Consider the following 15,025-nt stretch of genomic DNA (forward strand, 5'->3'; position numbering starts at 1 on the left):
TTGGCTTGAGAGGGGTAGGACTTGATTTTTCTGGCCCCGCCGGGCGGCTTATCTTCATGCTTGGATCAGCTTTAGCGCCGGATACCCTCTCGTCATTGGTCCTGTCGGATGGCAATTCAAATAATTGCCTGACTGTCGATCAAACGCCCGAAGCATACGTCTCACTTTGCCGTTGACTTTACGAAAGTGCCGCGCAATTATTCTCATGTCGAGCAAATGCTCGGTATGTGGAGGTGTGCTTGCGCACCGCCGGGAGAGGACCGAAGGGAGGAATGCCATGAAATTGCTCAGGGGGCTGGCAGCCGCCGTGCTGCTGGCGTTGGCCACCGCGATTGCGGCGGGACCGGCTTATGCCCAGGCGCTGTCTGGAAAGAAGATCGGGATCGCTGCGCGTGAGATCACCAACGACTACAACCGTGACATCATCGCGGGCGCCACCGCCGTGCTCAAGGCGGCTGGCGCCGAAGTTGTGGTGACCGATGGCGGGACAGATCCGCGCAAACACAACGAGAATATCGAGAGTCTGGTCAATTCCGGCGTCGCCGGCATCATCGTGCAGCTGGGTGATCCAAAGCAGCTTGCGCCGGTCGTCGCCAAGGCGAATGCCGCCGGAATTCCGGTGATCACGACATCGATCGGCTCCAAGACGGAGGGCGCGATCGCCGACGTCGGTGGCGACGAGGCCCTGATGGCCGCAATGCTGGCGCGATCGCTTCTTTCCAGCATCGACTACAAGGGCAATGTCGTTGCCTTCTGGGTGCCTGGCGCGCCGCTTCTCGAGACACGCAAGCGCGTCTTCGAGGCCGTCGTCGCCGACTATCCAAACGTCAAGGTGCAGTGGGTGCCGACCGAGCACAGCGCCGCCAAGGTGCAGACGCAGATGGAGGATTTGCTGACCGCCAATCCCGAAAAGGGCAGCATTGCTGGCGTCTGGGGTGCTTATGACCTTCTGGTGTCGGGCGCGGTCGAAGCTGTCAGACGCTCCGGACGCGATGAGATCAAGATAGCCTCCATCGATGGCGACCGGATCGGTTTCCAGATGCTGCTCGACGAAGGAAGTCCCTTCGTGGCGACCATCGTGCAGGATGTGCCGGCGATCGGTCGGCTCGCGGCCGAGGCTCTTGTTTCCGCAATCGGCGGCAAGAAGGATTTTCCAAGCGCCATCTTTACCGAGGTCTATGTCGCAACCCACGCCAACGGCGCCGCCGCGGCGGAAAAGCGCTGGGGGCCCTCGGTCTGGGATGACCTCGCCATCGCCAAGAAAGACGTGGAAGGCCGTTGGCCTCAAGACAGCGACCTCATCGTCGTACGGCCCGTCCTCCCGTGATGCGCATCGCTGGAGCGGAAGCCCCGCTCCAGCACTTTCTTAAAGGTCGTTGGAATGTCCATGGTAAGTCCGGAAACGCTCTCCGCGCCGGCTGTTCGGCCGGCCGTGGAATGTCGTTCGATAAGGAAGTCTTTTCCGGGCGTCGTTGCCCTCGACGATGTGTCCCTGTCGATAGCACAAGGCGAAATCCACGCTCTCCTCGGCCAGAACGGGGCCGGCAAGTCGACGCTGGTCAAGATACTGACCGGGGTCTACCAGGCGGACGCCGGACAGATCTTCATCGATGGCAAGGAAGTCCGTCTGCGCGACGTCCGCGAGGCGGAAGCCAAGGGCATAGCCATCGTTCATCAGGATCAGCAGCTCATCGCCCAGTTCGATGTGGTGAGCAACGCGCTTCTCGGCATTGAGATCGTGCGACTGGGTGGCCTTCTCGACCGCAAGACCATGCGCCTGCGCGTGCAGGAGGCGCTCGACCGCGTCCAGGCCGAGTTCTCCCCCAACGCGCTCGTTCGCGACCTGTCCGTGGCGCAGAGAGCCCAGGTGGCGATCGCTGCCGCGCTGCTGCGCAATCCGACGGCCCTCATACTGGACGAGCCGACGGCCTCGCTCAGCGACAAGGAAGCCGAACACCTGTTTGAGATCATCCGCTCGCTGCGGGCGCAGGGTGTCACCATCATCTACATTTCCCACTATCTCGATGAGGTGCTGGGCCTCGTCGACCGGATTTCCGTGCTGCGCGACGGCAGGCTGGTTGCGACGACGCCCGCCGCCGGGGTCTCGCGCGGCGACATTGTCAAAATGATCGTCGGCCGCGAGGTCTCGCAGCTCTATCCCAAGGAGAAAGTGCCGATCGGTTCGCCATTGCTTGAAGTCCGCGGCCTGGCGCAGGGTTCGGCGCTGCGGGGTGTCGACCTCACGGTTCGCCGCGGCGAAATCCTCGGCATAGCGGGCCTTGTCGGCGCGGGACGCTCGGAACTGGCGCTTACGCTCATGGGGGCGCTCAAGCGCGACGCAGGCACCGTCAGCATTGACGGCCGCCCGTCCAATCCCGCCGATCCACGCATCGCCAATGAGCAAGGTTTCGCGCTGATCCCGGAAGATCGCCGGCAGGAAGGCCTTATCGCCGACCTGCCGGTTCGCGAGAACCTCACGCTTTCCAACATCGCGCGCTGGGCGAAGTTCGGGCTGCTCAATCCTCGCCTGGAAGCGGGAGCCGCGCGCGAGCTTGTCGACCGTCTCGCCATCCAGCCGCCATCCATAAAGACGCTCGCACGAAACCTCTCGGGCGGCAACCAGCAGAAGGTGGTCGTCGGCCGCTGGCTGACGGGCGACTCCCGGGTCTTCCTGTTCGACGAGCCCACGACCGGCGTGGATGTCGGCTCCAAGATCGAGATCTACCGGCAGATGGTGGAATTGGCGCGTTCCGGCGCCGCGGTGATTTTCATCTCTTCGGATTTCGAGGAGATATCGGCCATGTGCGACCGGACCGTGGTGATGCGCAGGGGGCGCATCAACAAGGTGATCGACGATCAGGCGCAAGCAACGCCGGAGGCCTTGCTTTACTGGGCCTCGGGCAGCGCGGCCCCGGAAACGGCCGAAGTGGCTACAGCGCAGTCGGCCAGATCGCCGATGCAGACCGCCCTCGACACCATGTTCTCGCGCTGGAGCACGATTGCCGGAATGCTTCTGACGGTCGCGGTCATCGCCGTCCTTGCCCCGCAGTTCGTCGGCCTGGGAAATATCTTCGATGTGCTGAAGCAGGGAAGCGTTCTGGCCTTTATCGCGCTCGGCCTGACGGTGGTTCTGATTGCCGGCGGCTTCGATATGTCTGCCGGCGCGGCCAGCCAGTTCGCCGCCAATGTCGCGGCCGGCACGCTGATCGGCGGGTTCGGTTCAGCCGCGGCCATCGGCCTTGGCGGTTCCCTGGGCCTTCTGATCGGCGTCATCAATGCCGGCCTGATCCTGTTCCTTCGCATTCCCGCTTTCGTCGCCACGCTGGGCATGATGTTCGTCATCATGGGAGCGACGCTGCTTTACAATGGCGGCCAGGCGCTCACGCTCAGCGATGCGCCGGGCTTCTTCTTTCTGGGACAAGGCTATGTCGGGCCCGTTCCTTTCGTCTTTATCCTTCTCGTCGCCTTCACCTTCGTCCTGCACGTCATTCTCAAGGAAACGCGGCTCGGACTGCGCATGTATGCGGTGGGCCAGAACGCGGCGGCGGCGGCGCTGCGCGGGGTCGGGCTGAAACAATACGCATTCGCTTCTTGCGCGCTCGGCGGGCTGGTGCTGGGCCTGGCTGGCGTGTTCCTGGCCTCCTACAGCTATGGTGCATCGGCGCTCGCCACCGGGATCGACTTCCTGATCAGCGCGCTCGCCGCGACCTTTCTCGGCAGCACCATTTCGCGCGCCGGCGAACTCAACGTGATCGGCACCGTCGTGGCCGCGATCTTCCTGGCCTCCCTGTCCAACGGCCTGATCCTGATCGGCGTATCGAGCCAGGCGCTGCCCGGGATTCAGGGGATTGTGCTTGTGCTTTCCATTTCGCTCGGCCTGATGCGCAAGCGCTCCATCGGGCAGATCCTGATTTTCTAGAGGTCGGCTCCCATGCAATCCATCGCTGCCGCGAAACGCTCCCCCGACGCCTTCCTGCTCGATCAGCTTCGCGCCTATGGGCCGGTCATCGGCATGCTCGCGGTCCTGCTGATCTTTGCGGTGCTGAAGCCTTCCTTCCTGAGCGCTGCCAATATCGGCAACGTCCTGCACCAGAGCGTTATCCTCATCATCATGTCGTTTGGTCTCGCCGTCGTCATGGCGATGCGCGGGGTTGATCTGTCGATCGCGCAGATCGCCGACGGCGCCGGGCTGCTCGCCGCAGTGCTCATGCTGCACAGGGAGCCGCTTTGGATCGTCATTCTCGTTCCGATCGCGTTCGGACTGATCGCAGGCCTCATCAACGGACTGCTGACGGCCTATGCCGGCATACCCGCGATCATCTCCACACTGGGGATGATGTTCGTGATCCGCTCCGGCGAACTGCTGATGACCAACGGGGCCGAGCCCCAGATCCTGTTCACGCTGCCAAGGGGGCTTACCCGCGATTTCCTGTTCATCGGCCAAGGCTCGATCGGGCCGGTGTCGGCGCTGGTCATGCTTGGCCTCGTGGTGTTCGTCCTGATGATGATCGTCACCAACCTGACGACATTCGCGCGCCGCGCCAGGGCGGTCGGAGGCAATTCGCGCGCGGCCTACCTTGCCGGCGTCAATGTCCGCGCGGTGTTCGCGGGCGGCTTCGTCCTTGCCGGCCTGCTGTCCAGCATCGCCGGAGTGGCGCTTGTTGCGCGCACCAGCATTGCCGTGCCCCGAGGCGCCGAGCCCTACCTGCTCGACGCCTTCGCCGCTGTCTATCTCGGCACCCTCCTGTCGCGGCGCGCCGAGATAACCATCTGGGGCACGCTGCTGGGCGGTCTGTTCATCACCTTTCTCGGCAACGGCCTGACCTTGCTCGGCCTCGGCGCGCCCTACCGCTATGCCCTCAATGGCGGGTTCATCCTGCTGGCCATGGCCATCGGCGCCCTGAAGCGCAATCAATAAGGGAGATCATCATGAGCCTCATCATCGACGCCCACAACCATCTCGGCGACCGTCCAGGCGCCCGCCAGACCGGTGCGGAACTGGTCGCCAAGCTTGACGCCGCCGGTGTCGACAAGGCGGTCGTATTTCCGTTCGTGGAGGGCAACTTCACCAATGATTTCGTCAAGGACGCCTATGACCAGTTCCCGGACCGGCTGATCCCCTATTGCGCGGTCAACCCCTGGGAACGCGACGCGGCCGACACTGTGCGCCATTGCATTACGCAGTGGGGTTTCAAGGGGCTGAAGCTTCATCCCACCATAAACGGATTTCACCTCGCCGATCCCGAGCTGGTCGACCCGCTGTTCAAGGTCGCGGACGAACTGGGATTTCCAATCATCGTTCATGGCGCAAGCGACCTTTTCAATAGCCCGCCGGAGTTCGCGATGATGGCGGCCCGTTTCCCCCGCGTACCGCTGATGATGGCCCATATGGGCTTCTTCTGGGCCGTTGATCAGGCTATTTCCTTTGCCAGCCAGTTCGAGAATCTTTATCTGGAGACGTCCAGAGCGCCGATTTTCGAGATCCAGACAGCAGTCAAGAGACTAGGTCCCCACAAAGTCATTTGGGGGACGGATTCTCCATTCGTGGACTACGAGTTCGAGTTCAAGAAGATGGAGCGCTCGACACAGGACCGAGAGGGCTACGCATCGATTGTTGGCGGAAATATCGCTCGTCTGCTCAAGCTCTGACGCCAGGCTTGCATGAGGTAGGCTGACATGATTTCGAAGGTGTTTTCTTGACGACGATGATCGAGCGTTCGGATCCGGCTGGAGAGCGCCGGCTGGATCTCGCCGCGCGCGCGGCCTGGCTCTACTATTTCAAAAGCCGGACGCAGGAGCAGATTGCGACCGAGCTCAACATTTCCCGCCAGATCGTGCAGCGATTGATCGCGCTCGCCAACTCCGAGCGGCTGATCCGGTTTCAACTCATACATCCCCTGGCGGAGTCGATCGAACTGGCCGACCGGCTAAGGGATCGTTTCGAGCTGATCTATTGCGACGTGTGCCTGAGCGAGAGCGGCAGCAGCGAGGATATTCCTTCCGTCGCCACGCAGGCCACCTTCTATCTGGAGAACATCATCCAGCAGAAGGCTCCCCTGACCATCGGCATGGGGAGTGGCGGCGCGATGCGCGAAGTCTCACGCCGCCTGCCGCCCATGGACAGGCCCCAGCATCATTGTGTCTCGCTGATGGGTAACCTGACGCGCGACGGCCGTGCGACGCATTACGATGTCGTCACGCGATTGGCCGAACGCCTCAATGCCCAGTGCTATCCGCTCCCCGTGCCTGTCGTCACCAATACGATCGAGGAGCGGGAGGTGCTGCAGGCCCAGCCGGGCTATGGTGTCCTGCGCTCGCTCGTGGAAGAGGCCACCTTGCTCATCATGGGCATAGGCTTTTGGGGACCCCAGGCAACGCTCTATCGCGACGGCTTCATTACTGCGGCCGAAACCGCCCAGGCGATGGACGCCGGCGGGGTCGGCGAACTGCTCGGCTGCGCCATATCGGCCGACGGTGAAATCGTCGACGCGGCCTATCACGACCGACTGACCTCCTTCGTCAGGACGCAACCGGCGGATCGGCCCACCACCATTGTGGCCTCCGGCGTCTATCGGGCGCCGGCGATACGCGCCGCCCTCAAGGGCCGACTGGCAAATTCGCTGATAACGGATGAGAACACAGCGAGACTTGTGCTGTCCATGGATTGAATTGCAAGCACGCCAGAGCTTGGAGTGATCGCTAACCGTCAGGCTAAGTGTGCGGATCCCTTCGTCACCGGAGGCGCCGGGGCAACTTCTGCTCACGCCTCCAACAGCCGCAACGCAGGAATGAGGCGCAATGCGCTCCGTCGGGTCGGCCGAAACGGACCGCTCAGCGCCGATTGTGGTGAAACAGTGTAGCCTGACCCGGTCTTAAGCACTGATTCAGTTGAGCCGATGACGGGCGACGGATCGTGGTACAGGAAGCGCTATTCAACGAGTTCAGCATCGAACGTCACGTGCCATCGGACCACCTGCTTCGCAGAGCCGTTCATCACCTTGTTCGATCGCATGGAAGAAATCGACAACCCAGATACGATCGCAAATCCACGGCGATTTGACTGCCAGTAACATCTGCGTAACCATTAGAGCGGACTGTTCACAACCATTCATCTTATCAACCGTTTACTGATGCGGCAGCTCAAAAATAATAATAAACGGAGCCTTCTATGTTCAATTTATCATCCGTTCGCGCTCGTTTGATTTCGTATTATCTGCTTTCGGTCGCAATTCTGATAGGTGTCAGTTCGTACGCGCTTGTTCAAATGCTGGCACTCGATCGCCTGACGGAGACGCTTGACCGCAAGTGGGTCGTGGGCACCCGGCTTCTTGGAGAAATGGCGGATCTCCTCTCCGAGACCCGTCTGGCGGAAACGCGCCTGGCACTCGCGACGGACCAAGACCAGACCGACCGCGCATTGGCCGCTGCCGACGGATACATTGTGTCGATTGGCTATCAAAGGACAGCCTATGGCCTTTTGGACAAGACCCAGGAGGAACTAGGCCTCCTGGCAATCTTCGATCGTGAGTGGAGCACATGGGCGGCCGAACATCGCGCATGGGCAGCACTATCTCATGACCCTAGGCTCGCAATGTCGCCGGCCTTTCAACTCCGCGCACATGCTCTCTATGAGATCGTTGATGACACCGTGGACACCCTCAGTACAATCAATGCCGCAGGGGCAGCCGAAGCCGGCGCGCGCGCCGACAATATCGTCGATACCTCGGGCACGATCTTCGCGATCGTCGTAGCATGTGCCCTCGTCCTGGCGAGCTGGGTGACCTGGGTCATTCACGCCGGGATCTCCCGGCCGCTTGCCTCAATCACCAAGGCCTTGTCCGAACTTGCCGCCGGAAATCGCGATGTCGTCATCCCGCAAGTCGACCGGCACGATGAGATCGGCAGCATGGCTCTGGCCTTTGAGGTTTTCCGAAACAACGCCGTAGCGCTGGAGGAATCCCAAGCACTTGCCGAGACACTGGCTCGCTACGATGCGCTTACCGGCTTGGCAAACCGGCGCGTGTTGTCGGATGAACTCAACAAGGCCCTCAGCCGCGTCGAACGCGGCGATGCATCCTTTGCCGTGCTGTTGATTGATCTGGACCGGTTCAAGCCCGTCAACGATATTCATGGGCACAGTGCCGGCGACTTCGTGCTGGGCGAAATCACCACCCGCCTGAAAGCGGTTGTGCGCAAGAATGACACGCTTGCTCGCATCGGCGGGGATGAGTTTGCAATTATCTGCGAGCTTGACGTCGACGGGCGAGACCTAACCAAGACGCCCATCGCCTTGGCGGAGCGCATCATTTCGGCGATCTCGGCGCCGATCACTATTGCCGCAAGGATTGTTGAGGTCGGCGCGAGTGTCGGAATCGCGCTCTGTCCTGCGGACGGAATGAATGGGGACGCGCTCATGCATGCGGCCGACATCGCCATGTATCGCGCGAAGCAGGCAGGCCGCGGAACCTTCCGCTTCTATGAAGAGAGCATGGACACGGAACTGAAGGCGCTGGCAGCGTTGGAGGCCGATATCCAGCGTGCCGTGGCGGCCAATGAGATCGAGCCGCACTATCAGCCGTTGATCGAGCTATCCGACGGACGCTTGCTCGGATTTGAAATCCTCGCTCGATGGCATCATCCGGAAAAGGGCATGATCGCGCCCGATGTGTTCATCCCCATCATCGAGCGCCTCGGGCTGATGTCGGAATTCAGTCTTGCCATGCTGCGGCGAGCTTGCATCGATGCGAAGGAGTGGCCGGCCGATCTCAGGCTCTCACTCAACGTCTCTCCGCGTGAACTGTCAGATCTGCTTTTCCCGATACGTCTGCTTGCCGTGCTTTCTGAACAAGGCTTCACACCGAATCGGCTTGAGATTGAAATCACGGAGAACGCTCTCGTTGCGGACCTGGAGACGGCGAAGACGATTCTTCAGTCGCTACAGAATGTCGGTATCAAGATCGCGCTCGACGATTTCGGCACTGGCTACTCCAGCCTCTATCACCTGCGCGAACTTAAGCTCGACAAGATCAAGATTGATCGCAGCTTCATCCAATCAATGAAGGACAATCCTGAAAGCGCAAAGATCGTGTACGGCATCCTTGGCTTGGCTAAGAGCCTCGCCCTCCCCACCACCGCCGAAGGGATTGAAGATTCCGAAATCCTGGATCGCTTGAACAAGGCCGGCTGCGAGATCGGTCAGGGTTACCATTTCGGCAAAGCAATGCCCGCCATAGAGGCCTCACAATTCGTTTGCAAATCCCGCGGTAAAGCAAAGCTGCTGGTCGCCTGACAGGTTCGGAGCGCTAGAAGCCCGCACCTGCCTTTACAGTCGAGAGCAGATCGTTGCACGCCATGGCCGCGGCGAGACGGCGTGACCTTGCCCCCAGCTTAGAAGACTAGCAGCTTTTCTTGGTTGCCTGACGGCTGGAAGGAGGGCGCGAAGAGGACTCACGCCTGGGCGATCATTGCTATCGAGACTTTCATATCCGGAATGCGGGCCGGCATCTTCGCCCCCTGTCGGGCGGGTGGGTCGCTGGGAAACCACTTAAGCCACTCCTCATTGGCACCCGCGAAGTCTTCCTCGTCAGCTACAATCAGCGTTGCACTGACCGCCTTTTCCAAACTGCTACCCGCAGCCTCCAGAATAGCGGAGATGTTGCGAAGGCATTGTGCGACCTGGGCCTGAACCGGACCCTTCACGAGTTGCCCAGTCGACGGATCATTACCAGTCTAAGTTTTCCAAGGGCAGTTATTTCAACAGTTTCATCCGCGACCGCTTTCGGCACGACTGGATCAAACAGGGATAGCCTGTGAATCGTGCTCGATCGAGAATTACCCTTAGTCCGCTACAGGTCCTTTTCCGCAAGCTTGCGGAATCCGTCTGGACCGATCGCGGGCCATCAAGCGACGTAGCCGCACAGCCCATCGCGTCACGTCCATAACGGTCGGGAATAGCGTCTATGAGGCGACCAGAGGTTCAGCGGGCAACGCCTTTTCCGGCACCAGGTCTGCGGTTTTCGTTGGGAGGCCGAACGGCAGATCGCGTTGGATCTCCGGCTGCTTTTTCAGATGCGAAACCGACAACGCCAATAGCGTGATTGTCCGCTCTCCGGCATAGCCGGCAAGTGCGGCGCGCACCAGTTACTCGGCGATCTCAGCGAGCATCATCGTGGCTGAAATCGGCGCATCCATCGTCGTCGATCTGGTGACGGCCCGAATGTCTGCGAACCGGACTCTCACCGTGACCGTGCTACCAGCGAGAGATTTCGCGCGCAGGCGACGCAACGCGGTCGGCGAGATGGAGCAGCGTCGGGTTGAACACGCTTTCGACTGCCGGCTTACGGCCAAGCGCAGACTGTGCTCCGGCAGACCGTGCGCGGCTCCCAAAGATCCGAAAAAAATTTGTCGCTCGACTGTCGGCGAAACCAATCCTCGTTCGTCCTAGGAAGCACGCAAGCCTAAGATTCGTAACGGAGCACAAATGATCACTTATCCCTCTGTAACCGTAACGCCTTACCTAGTCGCAGATCTGCTTGCCGATGGCGTGCGCATGCCGGTTAACGTGCATGTCATCGATCATCCGGACGCACGTATCTTGGTCGACACCGGCATACGAGAGGCGCATCCGGCAGTCGCGGATATGGAACCTCGTCTCTATCCGTTGACCCAGCAGAACTTCGACTTTGCCAGCATCGACATTGTCATCAACACACACCTGCACTTCGATCATTGCGGCAACAATCATCTCTTTGCCGGTAAGCCCATTTATGTGCAGCGGCGAGAGCTTGAGGACGCCCGTAACAAGGATGACTACACCATTCGCGAATGGGTCGATTCACTAGGCGTCCGATATGTGCCAGTCGATGGCGAGTACGAATTGCTTCCTGGAATCCGCCTCGTTCCGGCACCCGGGCATTCGGACGGGATGCAGGTCGTCGTCATTGAAACCGCCGGGCGACCGATTGTTGTTGGTGGCGACGTGGCGGTCTGGCTCGGTGAGCTCGACGAACCCAGTTCCGAGGGCCAGTTGCGCGTACACGCCTTGGATCCTGAAGTAGTTTGGCTCACACATGAGCATCAACCATGGCAACGTCTCACCACCTAGGTTAGCTGCCTTCCCCGTTAAAAGACGCTCAATTTGACCACGCTCGCGCCGCGCTGACGGTTGGAGAAGGTTGCCGCCGCCGGGCCGCTTCAATGTGTAGAAATCTGCAGGCTGCCCCTCTGGTACTAAGACCTAAGATGCAGTGCCAGAGGTTCTTCGGAATCGCCGTTCTTCCGATATCTGATCAATCATTTCTGCTGGCCTTGGGCCAAGGTAAAGTAAAGGGTCACTGGCCGTGTCCATGCGGCAGCGGTAAGAACCTGCGGAATTGCCATGACGATCGCGTTCGGCAGCTGCGACAAGTTCCCGTATGTACTCGAGCATTCGATTGATCAGATGATTGCGATTCTCGGAGGCGCAACGCCAACCCGGCCGAAGTGTCCGCTTCTTAGCGTGAGAAATCTGATCCTGATGTCCGGCATGAGGCGCATTGCCGAGCGGCAGCCTTGGGCCAACTTGAGGATCCATAGACAGGCACACAATGCGGGCGATGTTCAGTTTATGTCACGCGGCTTAGGCGATCGACATACCCCGCCCGAACCTGTTGCTCGCGACCCACCCAGAGTATCGAGCCGCGATCACGCCGAGGCCCCGGGGATGGTCGGGCGGTACCTCAGCCATCCTGAACGTCGAATAGCCCTTAAAACGCAAAAACCGCCCCAGTTAGACCGGGACGGTTATTGATTTATGATAGAATTGGTTGCGGGGACAGGATTTGAACCTGTGACCTTCAGGTTATGAGCCTGACGAGCTACCGGGCTGCTCCACCCCGCGTCAACCTTAGAAGTAAGCCGAAACTTACCAGATTCAAGCCTTGGCCAAATGAAAGGGCCGCTTGCGCGGCCCGAAATCCCGTTGGCGGGCCTTATCGTGAGGAGAAGATTTTCTAAACATGCGTTTGGCAGACCTGGCAGCGACCTACTCTCCCGCGTCTTGAGACGAAGTACCATCAGCGCTGGAGCGTTTCACGGCCGAGTTCGGAATGGGATCGGGTGCAGCCGCTCCGCCATAACCACCAGGTCGGCAAAACGCATGTTTATATCGAGAAGCTGTCTATTTGTGCCATCCATCTCGGCGCAATCCAAGGATTGTCGCCAGAAATGGGCATAAGGAATGAGAACGATCAAGCCGATCGAACTATTAGTACCGGTAAGCTTCAAGCGTTGCCGCTCTTCCACACCCGGCCTATCAACGTGGTCGTCTTCCACGGTTCTCAGGGAATACTCGTTTTAAGGTGGGTTTCCCGCTTAGATGCCTTCAGCGGTTATCCCGTCCGGATATAGCTACCCTGCTATGCGGCTGGCGCCACAACAGGTCCACCAGAGATCCGTCCATCCCGGTCCTCTCGTACTAGGGACAGATCCTTTCAATATTCCTACACCCACGGCAGATAGGGACCGAACTGTCTCACGACGTTCTGAACCCAACTCACGTACCGCTTTAAATGGCGAACAGCCATACCCTTGGGACCTGCTCCAGCCCCAGGATGCGATGAGTCGACATCGAGGTGCCAAACAACCCCGTCGATATGGACTCTTGGGGGTCATCAGCCTGTTATCCCCGGCGTACCTTTTATCCGTTGAGCGATGGCCCTTCCACGCGGGACCACCGGATCACTATGACCGACTTTCGTCTCTGCTCGACTTGTCAGTCTCGCAGTCAGGCAGGCTTATGCCATTGCACTCAGCGAACGATTTCCGACCGTTCTGAGCCCACCATCGCGCGCCTCCGTTACTCTTTAGGAGGCGACCGCCCCAGTCAAACTACCCACCATACATTGTCCCGGACCCGGATAACGGGCCGCGGTTAGACATCCATAGTAATAAGGGTGGTATTTCAAGGGTGGCTCCACCTGAGCTGGCGCCCAGGTTTCAAAGCCTACCACCTATCCTACACATGCCACTACGAATGCCAATGTAAAGCTATAGTAAAGGTGCACGGGGTCTTTCCGTCTAACCGCAGGAACCCCGCATCTTCACGGGGAATTCAATTTCACTGAGTCTATGCTGGAGACAGCGGGGAAGTCGTTACGCCATTCGTGCAGGTCGGAACTTACCCGACAAGGAATTTCGCTACCTTAGGACCGTTATAGTTACGGCCGCCGTTTACTGGGGCTTCGATTCAGAGCTTGCACCCCTCCTCTTAACCTTCCAGCACCGGGCAGGCGTCAGACCCTATACGTCGTCTTGCGACTTCGCAGAGCCCTGTGTTTTTGATAAACAGTCGCTACCCCCTGGTCTGTGCCACCCTCCTCTGCTTGCGCAGAAAAGGGTCACGCTTCTTCCGAAGTTACGCGTGCAATTTGCCGAGTTCCTTCAGCATAGTTCTCTCAAGCGCCTTGGTATACTCTACCAGACCACCAGTGTCGGTTTCGGGTACGGTTTATAAGGAGGAGCTATTTCCTGGAACCACGCAGCAGCCCGTTCAATCCGATAAGATTGGACTACCTCAATGATCCGTCACTACCTCCAAGCCCACGAATATTAACGTGGTTCCCATCGACTACGCGTTTCCGCCTCGTCTTAGGGGCCGGCTAACCCTGCTCAGATTAGCTTTAAGCAGGAACCCTTGGTCTTTCGGCGGGGGAGTCTCTCACTCCCCTTACGTTACTCATGTCAGCATTCGCACTTCTGATACCTCCACCACCCCTCACGGGTATGGCTTCATCAGCTTACAGAACGCTCCGCTACCGCTCGTATTGCTACGAACCCTAAGCTTCGGTGTATGGCTTTAGCCCCGTTACATTTTCGGCGCAAAGACCCTTATTTAGACCAGTGAGCTGTTACGCTTTCTTTAAATGATGGCTGCTTCTAAGCCAACATCCTGGTTGTTTTGGGATCCTCACATCCTTTCCCACTTAGCCATAACTTGGGGACCTTAGCTGTAGGTCAGGGTTGTTTCCCTTTTCACGACGGACGTTAGCACCCGCCGTGTGTCTGCCGACTAGTACTCCCAGGTATTCGGAGTTTGGTTAGGTTTGGTAATCCGGTGAGGACCCCTAGCCCATCCAGTGCTCTACCCCCTGGGGTATTCGGTCGACGCTCTACCTAAATAGATTTCGCGGAGAACCAGCTATTTCCGAGTTTGATTGGCCTTTCACCCCTAGCCACAAGTCATCCCGAACTATTGCAACAGTTATGGGTTCGGTCCTCCAGTAAGTGTTACCTTACCTTCAACCTGCTCATGGCTAGATCACTCGGTTTCGGGTCTAATGCGACGAACTGAATGCCCTATTCAGACTCGCTTTCGCTGCGCCTACACCTATCGGTTTAAGCTTGCTCGTCACACTAAGTCGCTGACCCATTATACAAAAGGTACGTGGTCACCCTTGCGGGCTCCCACTGTTTGTAGGCAATCGGTTTCAGGTACTCTTTCACTCCCCTTGTCGGGGTGCTTTTCACCTTTCCCTCACGGTACTAGTTCGCTATCGGTCATGCACGAGTACTTAGGCTTGGAGGGTGGTCCCCCCAATTTCAGACAGGATTTCACGTGTCCCGCCTTACTCGAGGACGATGATTTGCATTACGCGTACGGGGCTGTCACCCACTATGGCCCTACTTTCCAGAAGGTTCCGCTTGTCTCATCATCGCCACTGGCCTGGTCCGGGTTCGCTCGCCACTACTTCCGGAGTCTCGGTTGATGTCCTTTCCTACGGGTACTTAGATGTTTCAGTTCCCCGCGTTCGCCACTTTATCCCTATGTATTCAGGATAAGTTACCTATTATCGATACTTGGAAACCACAGCAGCAAGTTGCCCTGCTGCTGTGATTTTCCAAGTACCTTAGGTGGGTTTCCCCATTCGGAAATCTACGGATCAAAGGGTATTCGCACCTCCCCGTAGCTTATCGCAGCGTATCACGTCCTTCATCGCCTGTGCATGCCAAGGCATCCACCAATTGCCCTTAAGACACTTGATCGTTC

10 protein-coding genes, 1 tRNA gene, 2 rRNA genes and 1 pseudogene are annotated in these 15,025 nt (G+C 58.9%); 8 read left to right on the forward strand and 6 right to left on the reverse strand.

Annotation, left to right across the window (positions count from 1 at the left end; genetic code table 11):
• Positions 1 to 277: 277 nt before the first annotated feature.
• The 6 genes from C9427_RS22540 to C9427_RS22565 all read left to right on the forward strand — a co-directional run bounded on the left by C9427_RS22540 (position 278) and on the right by C9427_RS22565 (position 9,289).
• On the forward strand, positions 278 to 1,327 hold the full coding sequence (locus C9427_RS22540) for a substrate-binding domain-containing protein (RefSeq protein WP_167434444.1): 1,050 nt from the start codon (positions 278 to 280) through the stop codon (positions 1,325 to 1,327).
• 60 nt (positions 1,328 to 1,387) lie between these two features.
• Positions 1,388 to 3,919 carry an ATP-binding cassette domain-containing protein gene (locus C9427_RS22545; protein ID WP_167434445.1) on the forward strand — a complete coding sequence of 844 codons (2,532 nt, stop codon included), beginning with the start codon at positions 1,388 to 1,390 and terminating at the stop codon, positions 3,917 to 3,919.
• Positions 3,920 to 3,931: 12 nt separating this feature from the next.
• Positions 3,932 to 4,918 (forward strand): ABC transporter permease, encoded by a 987-nt coding sequence (locus C9427_RS22550; protein ID WP_107651306.1) that lies wholly within the window; start codon positions 3,932 to 3,934, stop codon positions 4,916 to 4,918.
• Between the two features lie 11 nt (positions 4,919 to 4,929).
• Positions 4,930 to 5,649 carry an amidohydrolase family protein gene (locus C9427_RS22555; RefSeq protein WP_107651307.1) on the forward strand — a complete coding sequence of 240 codons (720 nt, stop codon included), beginning with the start codon at positions 4,930 to 4,932 and terminating at the stop codon, positions 5,647 to 5,649.
• A 56-nt stretch (positions 5,650 to 5,705) separates the two neighbouring features.
• Positions 5,706 to 6,668, forward strand: coding sequence for a sugar-binding transcriptional regulator (locus C9427_RS22560; RefSeq protein WP_097575950.1), 963 nt, complete (start codon positions 5,706 to 5,708; stop codon positions 6,666 to 6,668).
• A gap of 500 nt (positions 6,669 to 7,168) precedes the next feature.
• Positions 7,169 to 9,289 (forward strand): putative bifunctional diguanylate cyclase/phosphodiesterase, encoded by a 2,121-nt coding sequence (locus C9427_RS22565; RefSeq protein ID WP_107651308.1) that lies wholly within the window; start codon positions 7,169 to 7,171, stop codon positions 9,287 to 9,289.
• A gap of 158 nt (positions 9,290 to 9,447) precedes the next feature.
• Here C9427_RS22565 and C9427_RS22570 read toward each other — a convergent pair.
• The 3 genes and pseudogenes from C9427_RS22570 to C9427_RS34860 all read right to left on the reverse strand — a co-directional run.
• A pseudogene (locus C9427_RS22570) lies at positions 9,448 to 9,714 on the reverse strand (RidA family protein); the annotation flags it as partial.
• A gap of 243 nt (positions 9,715 to 9,957) precedes the next feature.
• Complete coding sequence (locus C9427_RS34855; RefSeq protein WP_245437141.1) at positions 9,958 to 10,137, reverse strand: hypothetical protein; 180 nt, start codon at positions 10,135 to 10,137, stop codon at positions 9,958 to 9,960.
• Between the two features lie 3 nt (positions 10,138 to 10,140).
• Positions 10,141 to 10,239, reverse strand: a complete 99-nt coding sequence (locus tag C9427_RS34860; protein WP_245437146.1) for a hypothetical protein — start codon at positions 10,237 to 10,239, stop codon at positions 10,141 to 10,143.
• A gap of 241 nt (positions 10,240 to 10,480) precedes the next feature.
• Here C9427_RS34860 and C9427_RS22580 point away from each other — a divergent pair, with 241 nt between their 5' ends.
• Both C9427_RS22580 and C9427_RS35435 read left to right on the forward strand, forming a co-directional pair.
• The gene (locus C9427_RS22580; RefSeq protein ID WP_107651309.1) at positions 10,481 to 11,104 is read left to right on the forward strand and encodes an MBL fold metallo-hydrolase; all 624 of its coding nucleotides are present in this window, start codon (positions 10,481 to 10,483) and stop codon (positions 11,102 to 11,104) included.
• 137 nt (positions 11,105 to 11,241) lie between these two features.
• A complete protein-coding gene (locus tag C9427_RS35435; protein WP_167434446.1) occupies positions 11,242 to 11,436 on the forward strand; it encodes an SEC-C metal-binding domain-containing protein in 195 nt (64 codons plus the stop codon).
• 365 nt (positions 11,437 to 11,801) lie between these two features.
• Here the strand turns inward: C9427_RS35435 and C9427_RS22590 are convergent.
• The 3 genes from C9427_RS22590 to C9427_RS22600 form a co-directional block, all read right to left on the reverse strand.
• Positions 11,802 to 11,878: transfer RNA gene (locus C9427_RS22590), tRNA-Met, on the reverse strand.
• Positions 11,879 to 12,009: 131 nt separating this feature from the next.
• Positions 12,010 to 12,124 (reverse strand): 5S ribosomal RNA (gene rrf, locus C9427_RS22595).
• A 99-nt stretch (positions 12,125 to 12,223) separates the two neighbouring features.
• Positions 12,224 to 15,021 (reverse strand): 23S ribosomal RNA (locus C9427_RS22600).
• Positions 15,022 to 15,025 lie beyond the last annotated feature (4 nt).

The organism is Mesorhizobium helmanticense (assembly GCF_003034915.1).
In the GTDB taxonomy this organism is placed as follows: Bacteria; Pseudomonadota; Alphaproteobacteria; order Rhizobiales; family Rhizobiaceae; genus Mesorhizobium; species Mesorhizobium helmanticense.

What these genes read in the sequence shown, in the direction of transcription:
- C9427_RS22545 (WP_167434445.1), top strand. Translation starts at nt 1,388, where the DNA reads ATGGTAAGTCCGGAAACGCTCTCCGCGCCGGCTGTTCGGCCGGCCGTG.
- C9427_RS22555 (WP_107651307.1), top strand. Translation starts at nt 4,930, where the DNA reads ATGAGCCTCATCATCGACGCCCACAACCATCTCGGCGACCGTCCAGGC.
- C9427_RS22580 (WP_107651309.1), top strand. Translation starts at nt 10,481, where the DNA reads ATGATCACTTATCCCTCTGTAACCGTAACGCCTTACCTAGTCGCAGAT.
- C9427_RS22550 (WP_107651306.1), top strand. Translation starts at nt 3,932, where the DNA reads ATGCAATCCATCGCTGCCGCGAAACGCTCCCCCGACGCCTTCCTGCTC.
- C9427_RS22560 (WP_097575950.1), top strand. Translation starts at nt 5,706, where the DNA reads ATGATCGAGCGTTCGGATCCGGCTGGAGAGCGCCGGCTGGATCTCGCC.
- C9427_RS22565 (WP_107651308.1), top strand. Translation starts at nt 7,169, where the DNA reads ATGTTCAATTTATCATCCGTTCGCGCTCGTTTGATTTCGTATTATCTG.
- C9427_RS22540 (WP_167434444.1), top strand. Translation starts at nt 278, where the DNA reads ATGAAATTGCTCAGGGGGCTGGCAGCCGCCGTGCTGCTGGCGTTGGCC.
- C9427_RS35435 (WP_167434446.1), top strand. Translation starts at nt 11,242, where the DNA reads ATGCAGTGCCAGAGGTTCTTCGGAATCGCCGTTCTTCCGATATCTGAT.